Here is a 14,065-nt window from a genome sequence, read left to right on the forward strand (position 1 = left end):
TAATCAGTTTCTCAGCCGTGGTGCCTGCAGTTGCTGGCGTATAGACTCCGCCAAATCGTCCAGGGTCGGTTGTTCCGGATGTACCGGCGCCGTTTCATAATTCAACTGGACTTCGGCAAGATAGGTGTGCACCGGCTTGCCTTCGTCGTCTTCCATCACCACATGGTACCAAGGGGCGGCGCGAAGCTTGTCGTCAGCCGCAATCTCGTCAATTGACGGCTTTTCCAGGGAGTATTCGGGGTCGACATCGATGATGACACCCAAATAGCCCAGTAGCTTGTGGCGGACCTGTTGTCCGATTCCAAATTTGCTGGCAATCATAAAGAGCTCCCGCGTACGTAATAGTGCCTTATCCTAAATATGGGGGATACGCGGACAATATCAAGGGAGGGCGGTCTTTTTAAATTACCCGGCAAGCGAAACCCTTTAGATAAAGGCCTTCCGGGTAGGGGGCCGACACGGGATGATCGGCCGCCTGGCGGAATTGCTCAATAAATTGTATGTCTCTGTGGGCATCAAGGGCGGCATCGGCAACTATCTTTTGGAACAGATCGGTGGTCATCAGCCCGGAGCATGAGAAAGTAAGCAAAATACCCTCCGGCGCCAGCAGTTGGAGCGCCAGCATATTAATATCTTTATAACCGCGGCAGGCGCTGGCCAGCTGGTTTTTATTTTCCACAAATTTCGGCGGATCCATGACTATCATGTCGAACTGCCGGCCCTGTTCGCGGTATTGCCTCAGCAGTTGAAAAACGTCTTCCCGTACAAATTCGGCTTTGCCCACGTCCAGATGATTGCGTTCAACGTTTTGCCTGGCGATATCCAGCACATGCTGGGAGGTATCCACATTCGTCACCTGCAGGCAGTCCCCCATCAAGGCTGCCACGCTAAAGGCGCCGGTATAGGAAAAGCAGTTCAGGACACGGCGTCCGGCGGCATATTTACGCGCGGCCAGGCGGCTGTCCCGTTGATCCAGATAAAATCCGGTTTTGTGGCCCTGGGTGATATCCACCAGCAAAGACATATCATGCTCGCGTATCGCCAGCAAATCCGGAGGGGTTTCGCCGGTTATTAATCCGCAGGTCAGCTCCAAGCCTTCCTTTTTTCGCACCGCGACGTCTGATCGGTCATAAATAGAACAGGCCGGGTAGCATTGCTGCAAAGCCAGAATCAGCGCGGCCCGATGGTATTCCGCACCGGCGGAGAGCAGTTGCAATACCAGGAAATTACCGTAGCGATCAATGGTAATGCCCGGCAAACCGTCCGATTCACCGGCAATCACCCGGTAGGCGTCCAGATTATCGCGTTTTGCCAACAAATCCCGTAAGCGTTGCGCGGTGGTCAGCCGCCGGACAAAGAAGTCTGTATCAATGGATTCGTCGGCTTGGAAAGTCCAGACGCGGGCACGGATTTGCGACTGGGGAGAATAGGCGCCGCGGGCCAGCCAATTTCCCTTATCGTCGCAAATGTCGATGGTCTCACCGGATTGCGTTTTGCCTTCCACCCGCTGCACGGCGCCGGAAAAGACCCAGGGATGCCGGCGAAGCAAGGATTTTTCCCGGCCTTTGGCAAGAAATAAACGTTTTGTCATCTTGAATTATACTGATTAAGGGAAAGAGCGCCATTTTGCGAATAAGCGCGGACAATTGCAAACATTAGCCGTTAACCAGGGGGAATGATGAGCAAGGTATGTACCTCAATCTATATTTACGGCGTAGTGCAAGGGGTGGGGTTCCGTTATCACGCCCAGCATCGGGCTCAAGATTTGGGGTTGGTGGGCTACGTACGTAATCTCGACGATGGCGGCGTTGAAGTGGTGGCCTGCGGCGAGGGCGCGCAGCTGGACAAATTTCAAGACTGGCTAAAACAAGGGGGCCCCCGCAGCGCCCGTATTGAAAAAATCCTAAGCGAACCAAAACCGGTTGTTGAAAGCGAATTCAACGGCTTTAAGGTCCGCTATTGAGATCAAATACATTTCACGGGTTTTGGCAAACCGGCGATTTTGGTGGCCTGTTTTGCCGGCCCTTGGGGAAATAACCGATAGAGGTAACGGCTGTTGCCTTTCTCCTCGCCGTATTTTTGCCCCATGGCCTTAACCAGCATACGGATGGCGGGAGAAGTATTGAACTGCAGGTAGAAATCCCGGACAAAATGAATCACCTGCCAATGCGCCTCCGTCAGTTTAATCTGTTCCTGTTCGGCAATGGCTTCTGCCAGCGCTTCGTGCCAATCATCGATATTTTTCAGATAACCCTGCGCATCGGTTTCAATGTCTTTGCCGTTAAATTCCATCCTGTTCCCCATAACTCGTCAACCTGGCGGGTTATGTTAGCAAATGTACCGATAAACGGCATACAGCAAAAAGGGCCTTCATAGCCGACGGCCCTCGATGCGTTGTGCGCAGCCTGAAAGCTCGCCAATCAATTGTTGCGCATAAAGCCCAGGATGCTCAGCAGGCTGACGAATATATTATACAGTGAAACGTAAAGACCCACGGTAGCGCGGATATAATTGGTTTCCCCGCCATGGATGATATTACTGGTTTCCCATAAAATAGCGCCCGACGAAAACAGGATAAACAAGACGCTTACCGCCATTGACAGGGCCGGTATATGCAGGAACAGATTGGCGATGACCGCCACCAGCAAAACGACGAACCCGGCCAACATCATACCCGACAGGAACGACATATCTTTACGGGTGGTGAGAACATAGGCGGAACAGCAGAAAAACACCAGAGCGGTTCCTCCCAGCGCCAGCATAATGATTTCACCGGCCCCGGAGGCCAGCAACATGCTCAGCAGCGGTCCCAGGCTGTATCCCAGAAAACCAGTGAACGCAAAGGCCGCCAGAATGCCCGCCGGCCTGTCGGCCAAACGGTATGTCAGGAACATCAGGCCGTAAAAGCCGGCCATCATGAGAATCAGTCCCGGCGCGGGCAGGTGCAGCAGGGTGCTGGCGGTGGCCGTTACTGCGGAAAAGCCCAGGGTCAGCGAGAGCAGAAAATAGGTATTGCGCAGCACTTTATGGGTGCTTAGCAATGAGCGCTCGCGGGTGGATGTCGCGACCAAACGATCCATAGGTTTTACCTCTTGGTGGAAAATAATCATCGGTATGTGGCTGTCAGATTAATGGCCGTATGACGCCCCACCTAATCGTTTTACCCTTCTTTACGCATAGAAAGGCTGGTTTATCGGCTTATAATGTATAGGGATCATCCATCAGCAGGACTAGCGGTGAAATTTCAAGCGATTAGAACATTTCTCCCTTTACAACAGAAACGACTCTGTTTATAGTTCGCCTCGTTGCGGAGGAGTGGCCGAGCGGTTGAAGGCACCGGTCTTGAAAACCGGCGACGCGAAAGCGTTCGTGAGTTCGAATCTCACCTCCTCCGCCACTTGTTAATGACTCTAAAGGTCTAATTCACGTAATTTCCAAATCTTCCATATACCTCCCATATATCTCCCATGTAGTACCGCCTTAAAGCATAAGTATCCTGAGCTCTGACACGGCATATCCTGCTGGAGTTCACACCTTGTCCCTTTTCTTCCCGTTGGCCATTATTCAATATTTTTTTGCCTTCTCAGGACAGGCCTATATTTCATAGTTCATATCTGTCAAAGGATTTACGTTCGTTCACAAATCGTCCATGCAAATAAAAATTTGCTTCTCAGTTATTGTTTTCGGGCGATGGCCTGTTTATCAAACAGTATAGCGAGAACCCGATTGGCTATTGCCGCATGGCAGGGTGCGAGCCGATACTTGCTGGAATCATCAGGATCATGTTCTGGAGCAGCATGGCGATGATCGTGTCGTCCGGCTTCGGGGTCTTGTTAAGCTCCATGATGGGGCAATAGTCCCGGCACATTCATAGTGCATTCGGTTCCTGCCGGCAGGCGGAATACCGTCACTTTGCATGAAAATAAATGGCAGGTGATAACATCTTCTTATCATGGTGTGTTGAAAAAGATGTCTGTGGCGTCGCCAGCGCGACATCCAATATCACCACATAGGCCGGTTGCCGCAGCTTTTGCGCGATTGTGACGGATTGTTAAGGTCTTATTGCCATCGAGGTGCGTCTTAATGGTGCAGTTACTGCCCAAGGTATTGCACATATTTTGTTTATACCCTATGAGCCCGGGCGGGAAATAAGTCATAACTTATTCTTATTTAACTATAAAATTCATGATTTGTCACTATTGGGCAACGACTTCAACTTTTTGGTCTGCTTCTTGCATTCTCATTATCAATGATAATGGTGAAGCTGCGACGGAGGCAGAAATGAATTTAAGACGACTCAAATACTTTGTAAAAATCGTCGATATCGGTAGCCTGACACAGGCGGCGGAAGTTCTGCATATTGCGCAACCGGCGTTAAGTCAGCAGGTTGCCACTCTGGAAAGTGAACTCGACCAAAAGTTATTGGTTAGAACCAAACGGGGGGTTACACCCACTGAAGCAGGCAAAATTCTGTATTCCCATGCCCGTGCCATTCTACAACAGTGCGAACTTGCCCAAAAAGCCGTCTGCAATGTTGATCAAACCCTGGAAGGACAAGTCTCCATAGGCCTGGCGCCCGGAACCTCTTCCTGTCCGTTGATTATGCCGTTATTGCAATCCGTGAGGGATCAATATCCTCAATTAACGGTTTATTTGCATGAAAACAGTTCCGTTGCATTAAATGAAAAAGTGAGCTGTGGCCATCTTGATATGGCGATACATTATGATCCAACCCTTTATGCGGGTATTAACTGTCTGCCGTTGCTGAAAGAGGATCTTTACCTCGTCGGGACAGAAAATAATCCCGGTAAAAATATTGAATTAAGCGATGTCGCTTCAAGACAACTGTTTTTGCCCTGTGATTTTTCCGCTATCCGTAAGAGAGTGGATGAAGCATTTTCCCTGCGTCGACTTAGCGCAAAAATCATCGGTGAAATCGACTCCCTTGCCACATTGACCGCTGCGGTGGCTAGCGGTATGGGGGCCGCGGTATTGCCGGAGTCCACCGCTTCTGCCGTGGTTAATTCCGCTAATGCCTGGATGTCCCGTATCATCAGTCCCGGTCTTCCCTTGCCTCTAACGCTGAATATGTCTTCCCGCCTGCCGTTATCCCCCTCAGCGACAGCAGTCAAAAATGTTCTAACGGCGCTGGCGACATCGGCGCGGCCGGCGCATGAAAAACAGGCGTTATTATTGGCAAGTTAACCTTTCCCGTCCTATCATTATCTACAAGGCGGCACCCAAGTAACCTGGGTGCCGCCTTTTATGATATAAATCATGGTATTGAAGGATTTTTTTCTTCATTTCTTTAATTAATGTTTATATCTTGATATTAATTATGTTTATCAATTATGATGCAGATCGTGTAGACAGGATCCTGGGATAGCCAGATCTTAAGGAATCGACCTTTTTTTTAGGAGGCCTTTATGAACAGCTTACTCTCACAGTTATTAATCAATCTGGCGCAAAAAGAGGCTGCTGAAAAGGAACTGCATGCAATGGTTGAGTCGTTGGAAATTTTAGTGGCGGCGCTGATCGCATCGTTAAGCCATAAAAAAACCGATGAACTTGTTAAAAGCATAGAAGTGGCTTTGGATGAAATGCGTCAGCGGAACGATATAGAGTTCAAATCCGATATTGAGTTGCTTAGCAGTAATATCTCGCGTATTACAGCGGTCGCTAAAAGACGTTAAAATGTCGCTTTCCGGCAGAAAGAAATTTCTTTCATTTAAATATAATTAATTGATTTTATTTATTATTTTTTTTTAATTTATGCGGACGCGCTAGTTACTGATTTCTTGAATGTTAAGCATGGCTAATTGATTTGAATACTGATCAATCATTTTTCAACAACCCGTCTGTGATTGCCGAAATCTTATTCGATAAATTTTCATACAATAATTCCCTTTAAGTAACAAAAAAAATCTCATAGTGTTAGTTGCTTATAACTATAAGTATTAAGACTATAATACATTGAACTATGTGCAGTATTAAATATTTATGACTATGGATTGGATTTTTTTTAGAGAGTTGTCATTAATTGCTTGGTTAAGCGAGCATTCCTTGCCCTAATGAATATACTCATTCTGAGTATAATTACTTTTTGAGGTCTTAATGACCGTTCTAGCTTTTCATTAGTAGGCGAATCATCATGAAAACACTAGGGTTTATCCTTGAAAGCGTCTTGGAAGAAATTGGTACTGGTAAGAAATTATTCACTCCTGAATCAGGCACTCAGGAAGCATTGGATAAATTTCAAAAGATTGCAAAAGCTATCAGCTATGCGGACAGTGAAGGGTTGCTGGAACAATGCCAGTTTGGTATCGCGGATTTTACCGATAGATTGATTTTTTCCCGCGTTTTAGTGACCGGGGGCGTGACAGAAAAAGGCCAGGAATTTTTACGACTTCGATTTTCTGACCGCCACCAAAAAGTAGGTTGAATGGCAAAGTCTGCCTTCCTGATAGCTGCCAACTCACGGGTAATTAATTGCACAAACATGGGCACAAAAAGTTAACTGATCAATCTTTTGCTCGCTATTAATTCATGTTTTATGTGTGAAATTTTGCCTAAGCGTGCTATTTCTATTTGACAAATTGCCAGACGGTGGGAGGGACTTTGTCATAAAGCTTTCCCATGGTAAGTTCAGCCAAGCGATGATCCGCAGCTCCATAGAAGTCTGCCAATTCCGCTGCCGGCAATCTCTCTTTCATATGCTCAATCACTTTTTCCAGCGTATCGATTGTGCTGCATCGTCTTAATCGCATCAAAAAATCCACTTTGCCCATATACTTACATTCATCCACTTTAAAGTAATAAAAAACCATTAACTAGAGATTATAATTGCCTCAATGTCGGAGGAAACTCATCTTTCAAAATTATTACGATGCCAGGCGGAATAATAAAACAGAGTACCTCAGCTGAACTGATTGTATTAGCGCATCTCTTCAGTTTTTTTCTAACGCATCGGTAAACGTTGGGTTTCCTGCGTAAAATACATTCAAAATCAATTACACACCACAACGGATTAAGTAATGCATACGCTCGTTGATTCGGCACACCGATACCACAGACTGTATAGCATACCATTTAGAAGGCGCATTTGAAAATGCTTAATGTCAAAATCTCATTTTTGCGAAGCTGGGCGGAAAATTGTATTATTCCTCTTCCTTTACGTGATAAGTCCTATCAACCCTTTAAAGTCATAAGCAAGTATCGTTTGGTTAGCGACCGCTTTCATCGTTATTTAATAGTTTGATTCGCTTAGGTTGGTCCACTTACATAACCTGCTTTAATTACATGGCGTGAATAAACTTACAGGATTGCCTGAAAAGCTTACAAAATTTGATTAATTTTCCTGGCAGGCAAGTTTAAGGAAGTTGATCTTCGGGAGGGTTACACAAAGGCATGGTCCTATCAAATAGCCATGACAGCCTGAGGCTGCGAAGCTGCAAAAAAATACTGTTTCACCCCGGAGGGATGCTTATAAACCGGGGATATTTTAAGGGCATCGATTGATGCTAGACGTTTTTACGTTCCACGGTCTCTTCACCCCAAAACAGCTTATTTTGATCTGTCTTGGCAAATGCGATTTCCAATGCTTCATCGCTGCCTTCTTCCCAGATTTTTTGTGCCATGACTTCATCGTTATCAGCGATTTCAAAAATGGCTTCAGCAATTTCAATGGAAGTTTCACGAATCTCAGCCCAGGATTGTATATCTTTAGCCATGAATATCTCCTCGTAATGGGTTTTCAATTATACGCGTCAGTGATTCCATAAATATCTGATTGTCATTCTAGACCAAATATTGTGAACCTGCGCGGCCAACGAAAACCCTTGGTGTATAACGGCGCGCGATAATCCGCAGCCGTTATGAATCACGCGATACAGGTTTAATGATGCATTTTTAATGTGATACCGGCGACGTATTCTCCCTGATAGCGTGCAATTTCCAATTCTTGATCCGAAGGTTGGCGTGAACCATCGCCGCCAGCCAGCGTAGAGGCGCCATAAGGCGTTCCTCCCCGCACCTGGGAGATATCAAAAAGCTGCTTGGCACCGTAACCGATGGGTACCAAGATCAAGCCGTGATGCGCCAGAGTCGTCCAGGTTGAGAGAATAGTCTGTTCCTGCCCGCCCCCGGTTCCGGTGGAGGTAAATACGCTGCCGATTTTACCGTACAATGCTCCGGCAGCCCATAAGGCGCCGGTTTGATCGAGAAAGGTTCTCATTTGCCCGCTCATGTTACCGAAACGGGTCGGGGTTCCTATAATGATGGCGTCATAATCTGCCAATTCAGGAGGTTTGGCTTCGGGAACCGACAAGTCGGCTTTACCACCGGCCTGGGCAAATAGCGCCGGCGGCATTGTTTCCGGCACGCGTTTGACCGTCACTTCGGCACCGCTGACCTTGCGGGCGCCTTCGGCTACTGCCTGGGCCATGGTGGCGATATGTCCATACATTGAGTAATAGAGAACGAGAACCTTTGCCATAATGCTGTTCCTCTTTGTTGATAATCAGAAGGGCGGGATGATTTATCGTAAATCGAGGTCGGGATGTATTAACCATAATAGGTCACAACGGCTCTGCAAATTTATTGTAATCAAAATGACCTTGGTGAAGAAGGGCACTTTGTCGCAGACCAGATCAAATGTTGTGGAATGAATGATTAAAAATGTTTCATTATAAAAATACTCCCGAAAATTCATAGTTTATATTTTCTGCAGTAAAACAATGGCTTTCACTGCCAGCAGAAATCAAAAATTATCTTCCTCTCTGAAATTTGTATCAATATATTAATATTTTCCTCCTGTGTCGTGAGTGCGTTATAATTAAGAACATGACGTTGGCATTGGAAGTCGTTTATGAATTGACGCTAACGTCATGATGAAATCTGGCTGGTTAAAGCAGGTTTCAACAATATGATGATCTCTTAAACCTTACTCGGAGGTTAACAATGACCGAACATCGTGGCGGTACAGGTAACTTTGCGGAAGATCGTGAAAGAGCATCAGAAGCAGGTAGAAAAGGTGGTCAGCATAGCGGGGGTAATTTCAAAAACGACCCGCAGCGTGCGTCCAAAGCGGGTGAGAAGGGGGGCCGTAGCAGTAACAGCGGTCGCAGAAGCTCTTCTTAGCGCTGTAAAGGATGTAACCTTCCGACCCTTATATTCATATAGCGGATGATGTGGAGGTAAAGCTTCGCAAGCAAGTGGTTCGCTTGTGGATTCGGATGGATCATTATTTACGTTCGAAAGACAACTTCACTGTTGCCTTTCAACGCTCATTATCGGAAAGCTGGTAAGCAGTAAGCAGTAAGCAGTAAGCAGTAAGCAGTAAGCAGTAAGCAGTAAGCAGTAAGCAGTAAGCAGTAAGCAGTAAGCAGTAAGCAGTAAGCAGTAAGCAGTAAGCAGTAAGCAGTAAGCAGTAAGCAGTAAGCAGTAAGCAGTAAGCCTATCCGATTGACGTAGTGAATAATGATTGTTGTTACATCCTTACCACCTGGCCGTCGGATCAACATCCGGCGGCCTCATAATTACCTTTATCGCGATTCTGTAAATACTATCTACGCTCTAGGCAATGGCTTCGATTATGCCGGTAAGTAGCTTACGGAGTGTTCCGGGCTTTCACTTTTGGCATCGATCACAACGCTCCATAATCCGCTGTACGGAACCCCCAGATAAGCGGTTGCCCGTCCACTGACACCCATGACATCGCCAAAACCTAACGATTTTTGAGCATCCTGTTGCTGATTTTCACACAGCAGATGAATATTGCATTTTTCCGAACAATGGACGACAACGGTGTCACCGCCGAACAACTTCAGTCGGGTGCGAATAACGGACATGGAACTGACTCCCCCAATCTCGATGATGAATTTTCTCGTGGTCGACAGAATGAACGTGAAGTGCATCACTGACAGACCAGAAGAAGGTCTGTTGTTATAAAATCATTGGGAGGGATATGGATTTATGACTTTAATCAAATTTTATTGAGTTTAGAAAAAATAGTTGAAGATTTAAACAGCTCGTTTTCGCCATTAAATGTTGTAGATTTAAATAACTCATTGAAAATAATATTAATTTATAATCAATTTTCTAGACAGGCATACCATAGTTACAGCGGTAGGGCCGAGTCGTAAAAAACCAATGATTACCCTTTACCTCTTTCAGCCGTACCAATGACGGAATCCCAAGTGGCCTAGGGTCTAGTGGAGTTGACGTGTGCCGCCTTGTCAGATTCTGGCCCTATGGCCCTATGGATGGTGGCGAAAATCCATCGATCATTTAACGAGCTTTTTTTTTGTACATATGAATGAAATGCCAGAACATGTATGCAAAGTCGCAGGTCCGGATAAAAAACAGTCATGACGGATTAAATTATAGCTTATGTTTAGGAATTTTGAATGCATGTTGATTCGATTATGCTGCGGTTGAATTGATCTAAGGTATGAATGAGTACAATATCATTGTAGAAAAAAATTAGGGATATGGTAATAATAATGAATATATTACAATTCATTCTGTTTAAAAAAAACGGAACATTAAGCCTGGATGGTAAAATTCATGCTATACCACAAAACCATATTGTTGTAGCTGATGAAAACGCGATACCGGTCAAGAAAAATAATGATGACTTTGTTTTTATTACCTGTTACCCCGTTAATCTATTACCTTTGCACCAAGATCTCATTTCTCAGGCTGCAATATTGTCATGTTGCAAGCCTTTTAAAAAAAATATTTACAAAACGGTCCCGGTCGATAATTCAGTTATAGAGAGTACTGAAAAATTGATGACCATGGAGAAAAGTCTACCTATCTGTTTTCTCTACCTTTATTGCTTGGGTATAGACAAATACTACTTCGCCAGCCTGTTGTGCCAGTTTGTTGGAGTCAATATAAACAACACGTTACTAGAGTTTTTTGAGCAAAATTACATCAACCAATGGCCGGTGTCTCGATATGCCAAGGAGTTGGGGATATCCACCCACAAATTGAATGTGATCTTCTATCAAAAATACGGCATGCCGGTCAAACAGTGGCTCATGGAAAAGCGCCTGAAAAAGGGGGGTGAGTTGCTTTTAACCAGCACGATGCGTGTCGCTGATATTGCCCTTGAGTGCGGCTTTAGCAATCATGCGCATTTCACCGCTTTATTTCGCCGCCGCTTCCAGATTTGTCCGTCGCTATTCCGCGCTGCGGCTAAACGTAGCTAAAATGCACCTTTGACTTGCTCTAGCCTAAGCCCTAATCAATTATGTTAATGAAAAGTTAAAGCTGGTTAATATTCAATCAAATATAAAATCTGTGGGGCATGATCTTATTTTTTTAGTAAAAACGTCAGGGAGTATTGACATAAGGGTTCGATTAGAGAATAATTCACGGCGTTGGGTCGTTAGCTCAGTTGGTAGAGCAGTTGACTCTTAATCAATTGGTCGCAGGTTCGAACCCTGCACGACCCACCAACAACTTCCTCCGCTGCATTATTTTTGTATTATCCCCCCTGCTAAAACAATTGCTAACAAAACTCGATTGCAACAGCTTTTTTGAATATATGAATTGGCACATATTTTCCACAATGCGTATATTTCATTCAGTTATGCTGCTGCGTAAATTATGAGCAGTTTTTATCCTTAATGATATAATTGCTCAGAGATTTACTGGTCATTAAGGATTATTTTCAAGAGAGGGCCAGCGTTAATTCATTTAATCGACGAGTCAGTTCCGGAAAAAAATTGATACAAGCCGAAACCCTTCAGGATGTTGTCATTTGTGCTGGCCTCCGTGACCGCTTTCCCAGGCGCCTTCCCCTGCCATAGAAAATTTCGCTATGCTTGCAATACCTCAGCGTTCGCCCTAAGGTTGCTGTTTCGCTGCGATGAACAGCGTGGGGTCAAGGACGTTTTACATTATGTCATAGGGAAGATTTGGCCTCCCATCAGGTTTAGCACATGTTAAAAAGGAAAATAGGCAAAAAATGGTTTATAACTCCAAATTAAAAAGGAAAAATTGGATTATCTACTGATTTGACATTAATGCGGTCCGATGAGGCTTTTGGTGTTGTAAGAAAAAAATATAAAATAATAATTATAATAAAATCAGTTGGTTATTTGTTATTTTAATGAAATGGAATCAGGAATATCCTAATTTAGATATATGTCATACAAGTTTAATTGTGCCGCCTTTATTATGGAGGATAGAACCTCTTTGGGACAATTTTGTAAACATATGACTAATAAAAGCGATCGTATCATTTATGACCAATCTTTGCCCGCTGAAGGTGTAACCTCCAAAGTAGAACGCTGGCGCTCCGGTGTGAATGCCGCCTTGCTGGAATCTGATTTTACGCGCACTGAAGCGGAGACTTTTAGCTGGAGCGTTGAAGCGCATCATTTTGATGTTTTTATTTGCGGGCATATTAGGTCTAGCGAGCAAAAATTGGTCAATTTGCCGCATAAATATGACAATCTAAACGATCATTTCATCATGATGATAATGATTGATGGAGGAATCGAAGGATTAGCAGGTCGATTAGCCATTCAACTTGAGCCGGGCGACATTATCATATTAGATTTGCTTCAACCGATTAAACTCGGATTTAAAACTGGACGGAAGTCAAGTTYTGTTGATGTTCTTTATGTGGCATTCCCGCGAGTATTATTATCTGAAATTGATAACAGCTGTGAGTTGCACGGTAAAATCATACGTCAGAAAGATTTTCTCAGTCGCCTGATCGCTTCGAATATTATTGCGCTTATAAATCACAGCGCTAATTTAAACAATAATGAAGTGAACAAAGTCGCCAGGCCGGTGATAGATTTTATTATCAGCGCCATCAGGACATCCCACGCACCTATTCAACCCATAATGATGGACGCAAGACTGCATGTTATCACGAGGGTTTGTGACTTTATTCAGGAAAACCTGCGTCTTCCCGCACTCTCTTCAGAGCTGATATGCCAGAAGTTCGGCCTTTCCCGGTCCTCTTTGTATCGGCTCTTTGAACCCTTTGGCGGTATTATTGCGCATATTCGCAAAAAACGAATCGTTGCGGCGACCCGAATGCTGCTCAGTCCACATTATCGTCAGTGGAAAATTGCCGAAATTGCCTATTATTGGCAGTTTGAACCAGCCACGTTCAACCGACTTTTTCTGTCTACCTACGGCATGACGCCTAACCACGCCAGAAAAGAACATCACGAATTATGGGCCTTGGAAAATATGAACGGATCGCAGGTGATCTGGCTGCGTTCATTATAATATAGCGTTTGCTTTTCAGGCTCTCAACGGGAAGGCCGTTTGAATACTCTTTGAGCGGAAATGGTTCGCGGTAAGGAGCGTTAGGTTAAGGCATTTTTATACCTGTAACTGAACACTCGCCCCCTGGCAGCGGCAAGCGTCATACCAAAAACCTATCGCTAATAAAGAATCAAGGTGCTGCGGTTGATCCGCAGGAGCAATTAACTAAGCTTGTGCAGGTGCATCCCCCCACATTTTGAGGACTGCCCTGCGGGACCGGCGCTGAAGTATGCCGAGGTTCGACGCAGCCGGTAAGAAAAGAACTCGATAAGGCTAGACAGACGACAAATAATATCCTCTTCATAGTCTACTCCTGATGTTTTTTTTGATTATAGGTGATTTTGTCAACAAGCATAATTAATGATATCATTTAAATGATAGGAAAAATAAATATTTAGAGTGATAATTATTTAATTCAGGCCATACCAGCGACGCCAAAAAAGGATGAGTATCCAGGCGGCGATGGACCAGCAGAGCACGGCGCTTATCAGGGCATAGGGCAACCGGAGTGACCCGATAAGAAAATACAGGGTAACAAGATAAGCCAAATAGGGAATCACGGCCCAAATGCCGAATAAGATCGTCGCCCTCAATGCTTCAACACCGCGCTCGGTGCCGACGATATAGTGGGCTATCAGGGCGAAGGTGGGGAAGAGGGGAAGAAGGCCGGCCAGGTAGTAATTTCGCGTTTTCGATAATAAAGCAATTAAAAGTACAACAATGGCGCCAGTTAACGCCTTAAGTATCAAGTTCATTATTTTTAGCC

General features: G+C 45.0%; 16 protein-coding genes and 2 tRNA genes. 9 read left to right on the top strand and 9 right to left on the bottom strand.

All coding sequences use genetic code 11. From position 1 onward, the window contains the following. Positions 1 to 3: 3 nt before the first annotated feature. Positions 4 to 321, bottom strand: a complete 318-nt coding sequence (gene hspQ / locus ACL2XO_RS09935) for a heat shock protein HspQ (protein WP_413723820.1) — start codon at positions 319 to 321, stop codon at positions 4 to 6. A 79-nt stretch (positions 322 to 400) separates the two neighbouring features. Further along, on the bottom strand, positions 401 to 1,591 hold the full coding sequence (gene rlmI, locus ACL2XO_RS09940) for a 23S rRNA (cytosine(1962)-C(5))-methyltransferase RlmI (RefSeq protein WP_413742620.1): 1,191 nt from the start codon (positions 1,589 to 1,591) through the stop codon (positions 401 to 403). An 87-nt stretch (positions 1,592 to 1,678) separates the two neighbouring features. Here rlmI and yccX point away from each other — a divergent pair, with 87 nt between their 5' ends. Then, positions 1,679 to 1,963, top strand: a complete 285-nt coding sequence (yccX, locus tag ACL2XO_RS09945) for an acylphosphatase (protein WP_132922593.1) — start codon at positions 1,679 to 1,681, stop codon at positions 1,961 to 1,963. Between the two features lie 2 nt (positions 1,964 to 1,965). On the opposite strand, the gene tusE is transcribed toward yccX, so the two are convergent. Next, on the bottom strand, positions 1,966 to 2,292 hold the full coding sequence (gene tusE, locus ACL2XO_RS09950) for a sulfurtransferase TusE (protein WP_132922592.1): 327 nt from the start codon (positions 2,290 to 2,292) through the stop codon (positions 1,966 to 1,968). A gap of 128 nt (positions 2,293 to 2,420) precedes the next feature. Then, the gene (yccA, locus tag ACL2XO_RS09955; protein ID WP_132922591.1) at positions 2,421 to 3,080 is read right to left on the bottom strand and encodes an FtsH protease modulator YccA; all 660 of its coding nucleotides are present in this window, start codon (positions 3,078 to 3,080) and stop codon (positions 2,421 to 2,423) included. A 229-nt stretch (positions 3,081 to 3,309) separates the two neighbouring features. Between yccA and ACL2XO_RS09960 the strand changes: the two genes are divergently transcribed. The 4 genes from ACL2XO_RS09960 (at position 3,310) to ACL2XO_RS09975 (ending at position 6,442) form a co-directional block, all read left to right on the top strand. Further along, positions 3,310 to 3,397, top strand: a tRNA-Ser gene (locus tag ACL2XO_RS09960). Positions 3,398 to 4,281: 884 nt separating this feature from the next. After that, entirely contained in the window at positions 4,282 to 5,205 is a 924-nt protein-coding gene (nac, locus tag ACL2XO_RS09965) for a nitrogen assimilation transcriptional regulator NAC (protein WP_203523118.1), read from the top strand. A 221-nt stretch (positions 5,206 to 5,426) separates the two neighbouring features. Beyond that, entirely contained in the window at positions 5,427 to 5,693 is a 267-nt protein-coding gene (locus tag ACL2XO_RS09970) for a sigma-S stabilization anti-adapter protein IraP (protein WP_132922585.1), read from the top strand. 458 nt (positions 5,694 to 6,151) lie between these two features. After that, the gene (locus tag ACL2XO_RS09975; protein ID WP_132922584.1) at positions 6,152 to 6,442 is read left to right on the top strand and encodes a hypothetical protein; all 291 of its coding nucleotides are present in this window, start codon (positions 6,152 to 6,154) and stop codon (positions 6,440 to 6,442) included. Between the two features lie 142 nt (positions 6,443 to 6,584). On the opposite strand, the gene ACL2XO_RS09980 is transcribed toward ACL2XO_RS09975, so the two are convergent. From ACL2XO_RS09980 to wrbA, 3 genes are all read right to left on the bottom strand, one after another. After that, positions 6,585 to 6,788, bottom strand: a complete 204-nt coding sequence (locus ACL2XO_RS09980; protein WP_132922583.1) for an HHA domain-containing protein — start codon at positions 6,786 to 6,788, stop codon at positions 6,585 to 6,587. A 732-nt stretch (positions 6,789 to 7,520) separates the two neighbouring features. Beyond that, entirely contained in the window at positions 7,521 to 7,730 is a 210-nt protein-coding gene (locus ACL2XO_RS09985) for a YccJ family protein (protein ID WP_132922582.1), read from the bottom strand. A 164-nt stretch (positions 7,731 to 7,894) separates the two neighbouring features. Then, positions 7,895 to 8,494: an NAD(P)H:quinone oxidoreductase gene (wrbA, locus tag ACL2XO_RS09990; RefSeq protein WP_413723822.1), complete on the bottom strand. Its 600-nt coding sequence runs from the start codon at positions 8,492 to 8,494 to the stop codon at positions 7,895 to 7,897. Positions 8,495 to 8,958: 464 nt separating this feature from the next. On the opposite strand from wrbA, the gene ACL2XO_RS09995 reads away from it, so the two are divergent. Next, positions 8,959 to 9,138, top strand: a complete 180-nt coding sequence (locus tag ACL2XO_RS09995; protein WP_132922580.1) for a general stress protein — start codon at positions 8,959 to 8,961, stop codon at positions 9,136 to 9,138. A gap of 452 nt (positions 9,139 to 9,590) precedes the next feature. On the opposite strand, the gene ACL2XO_RS10000 is transcribed toward ACL2XO_RS09995, so the two are convergent. Beyond that, the gene (locus ACL2XO_RS10000) at positions 9,591 to 9,848 is read right to left on the bottom strand and encodes a DUF1883 domain-containing protein (protein ID WP_132922579.1); all 258 of its coding nucleotides are present in this window, start codon (positions 9,846 to 9,848) and stop codon (positions 9,591 to 9,593) included. A 654-nt stretch (positions 9,849 to 10,502) separates the two neighbouring features. On the opposite strand from ACL2XO_RS10000, the gene ACL2XO_RS10005 reads away from it, so the two are divergent. The 3 genes from ACL2XO_RS10005 (at position 10,503) to ACL2XO_RS10015 (ending at position 13,260) form a co-directional block, all read left to right on the top strand. Next, the gene (locus tag ACL2XO_RS10005) at positions 10,503 to 11,216 is read left to right on the top strand and encodes a helix-turn-helix domain-containing protein (RefSeq protein WP_413723823.1); all 714 of its coding nucleotides are present in this window, start codon (positions 10,503 to 10,505) and stop codon (positions 11,214 to 11,216) included. Between the two features lie 173 nt (positions 11,217 to 11,389). After that, positions 11,390 to 11,465: transfer RNA gene (locus ACL2XO_RS10010), tRNA-Lys, on the top strand. 763 nt (positions 11,466 to 12,228) lie between these two features. Beyond that, a complete protein-coding gene (locus ACL2XO_RS10015) occupies positions 12,229 to 13,260 on the top strand; it encodes a helix-turn-helix domain-containing protein (protein ID WP_413742621.1) in 1,032 nt (343 codons plus the stop codon). A 449-nt stretch (positions 13,261 to 13,709) separates the two neighbouring features. Here ACL2XO_RS10015 and ACL2XO_RS10020 read toward each other — a convergent pair whose 3' ends face one another. Next, the gene (locus ACL2XO_RS10020) at positions 13,710 to 14,054 is read right to left on the bottom strand and encodes a GlpM family protein (RefSeq protein ID WP_132922576.1); all 345 of its coding nucleotides are present in this window, start codon (positions 14,052 to 14,054) and stop codon (positions 13,710 to 13,712) included. Positions 14,055 to 14,065: the final 11 nt, after the last annotated feature.

Source organism: Sodalis sp. RH15 (assembly GCF_047324255.1).
Taxonomy (GTDB): domain Bacteria; phylum Pseudomonadota; class Gammaproteobacteria; order Enterobacterales; family Enterobacteriaceae; genus Acerihabitans; species Acerihabitans ligni.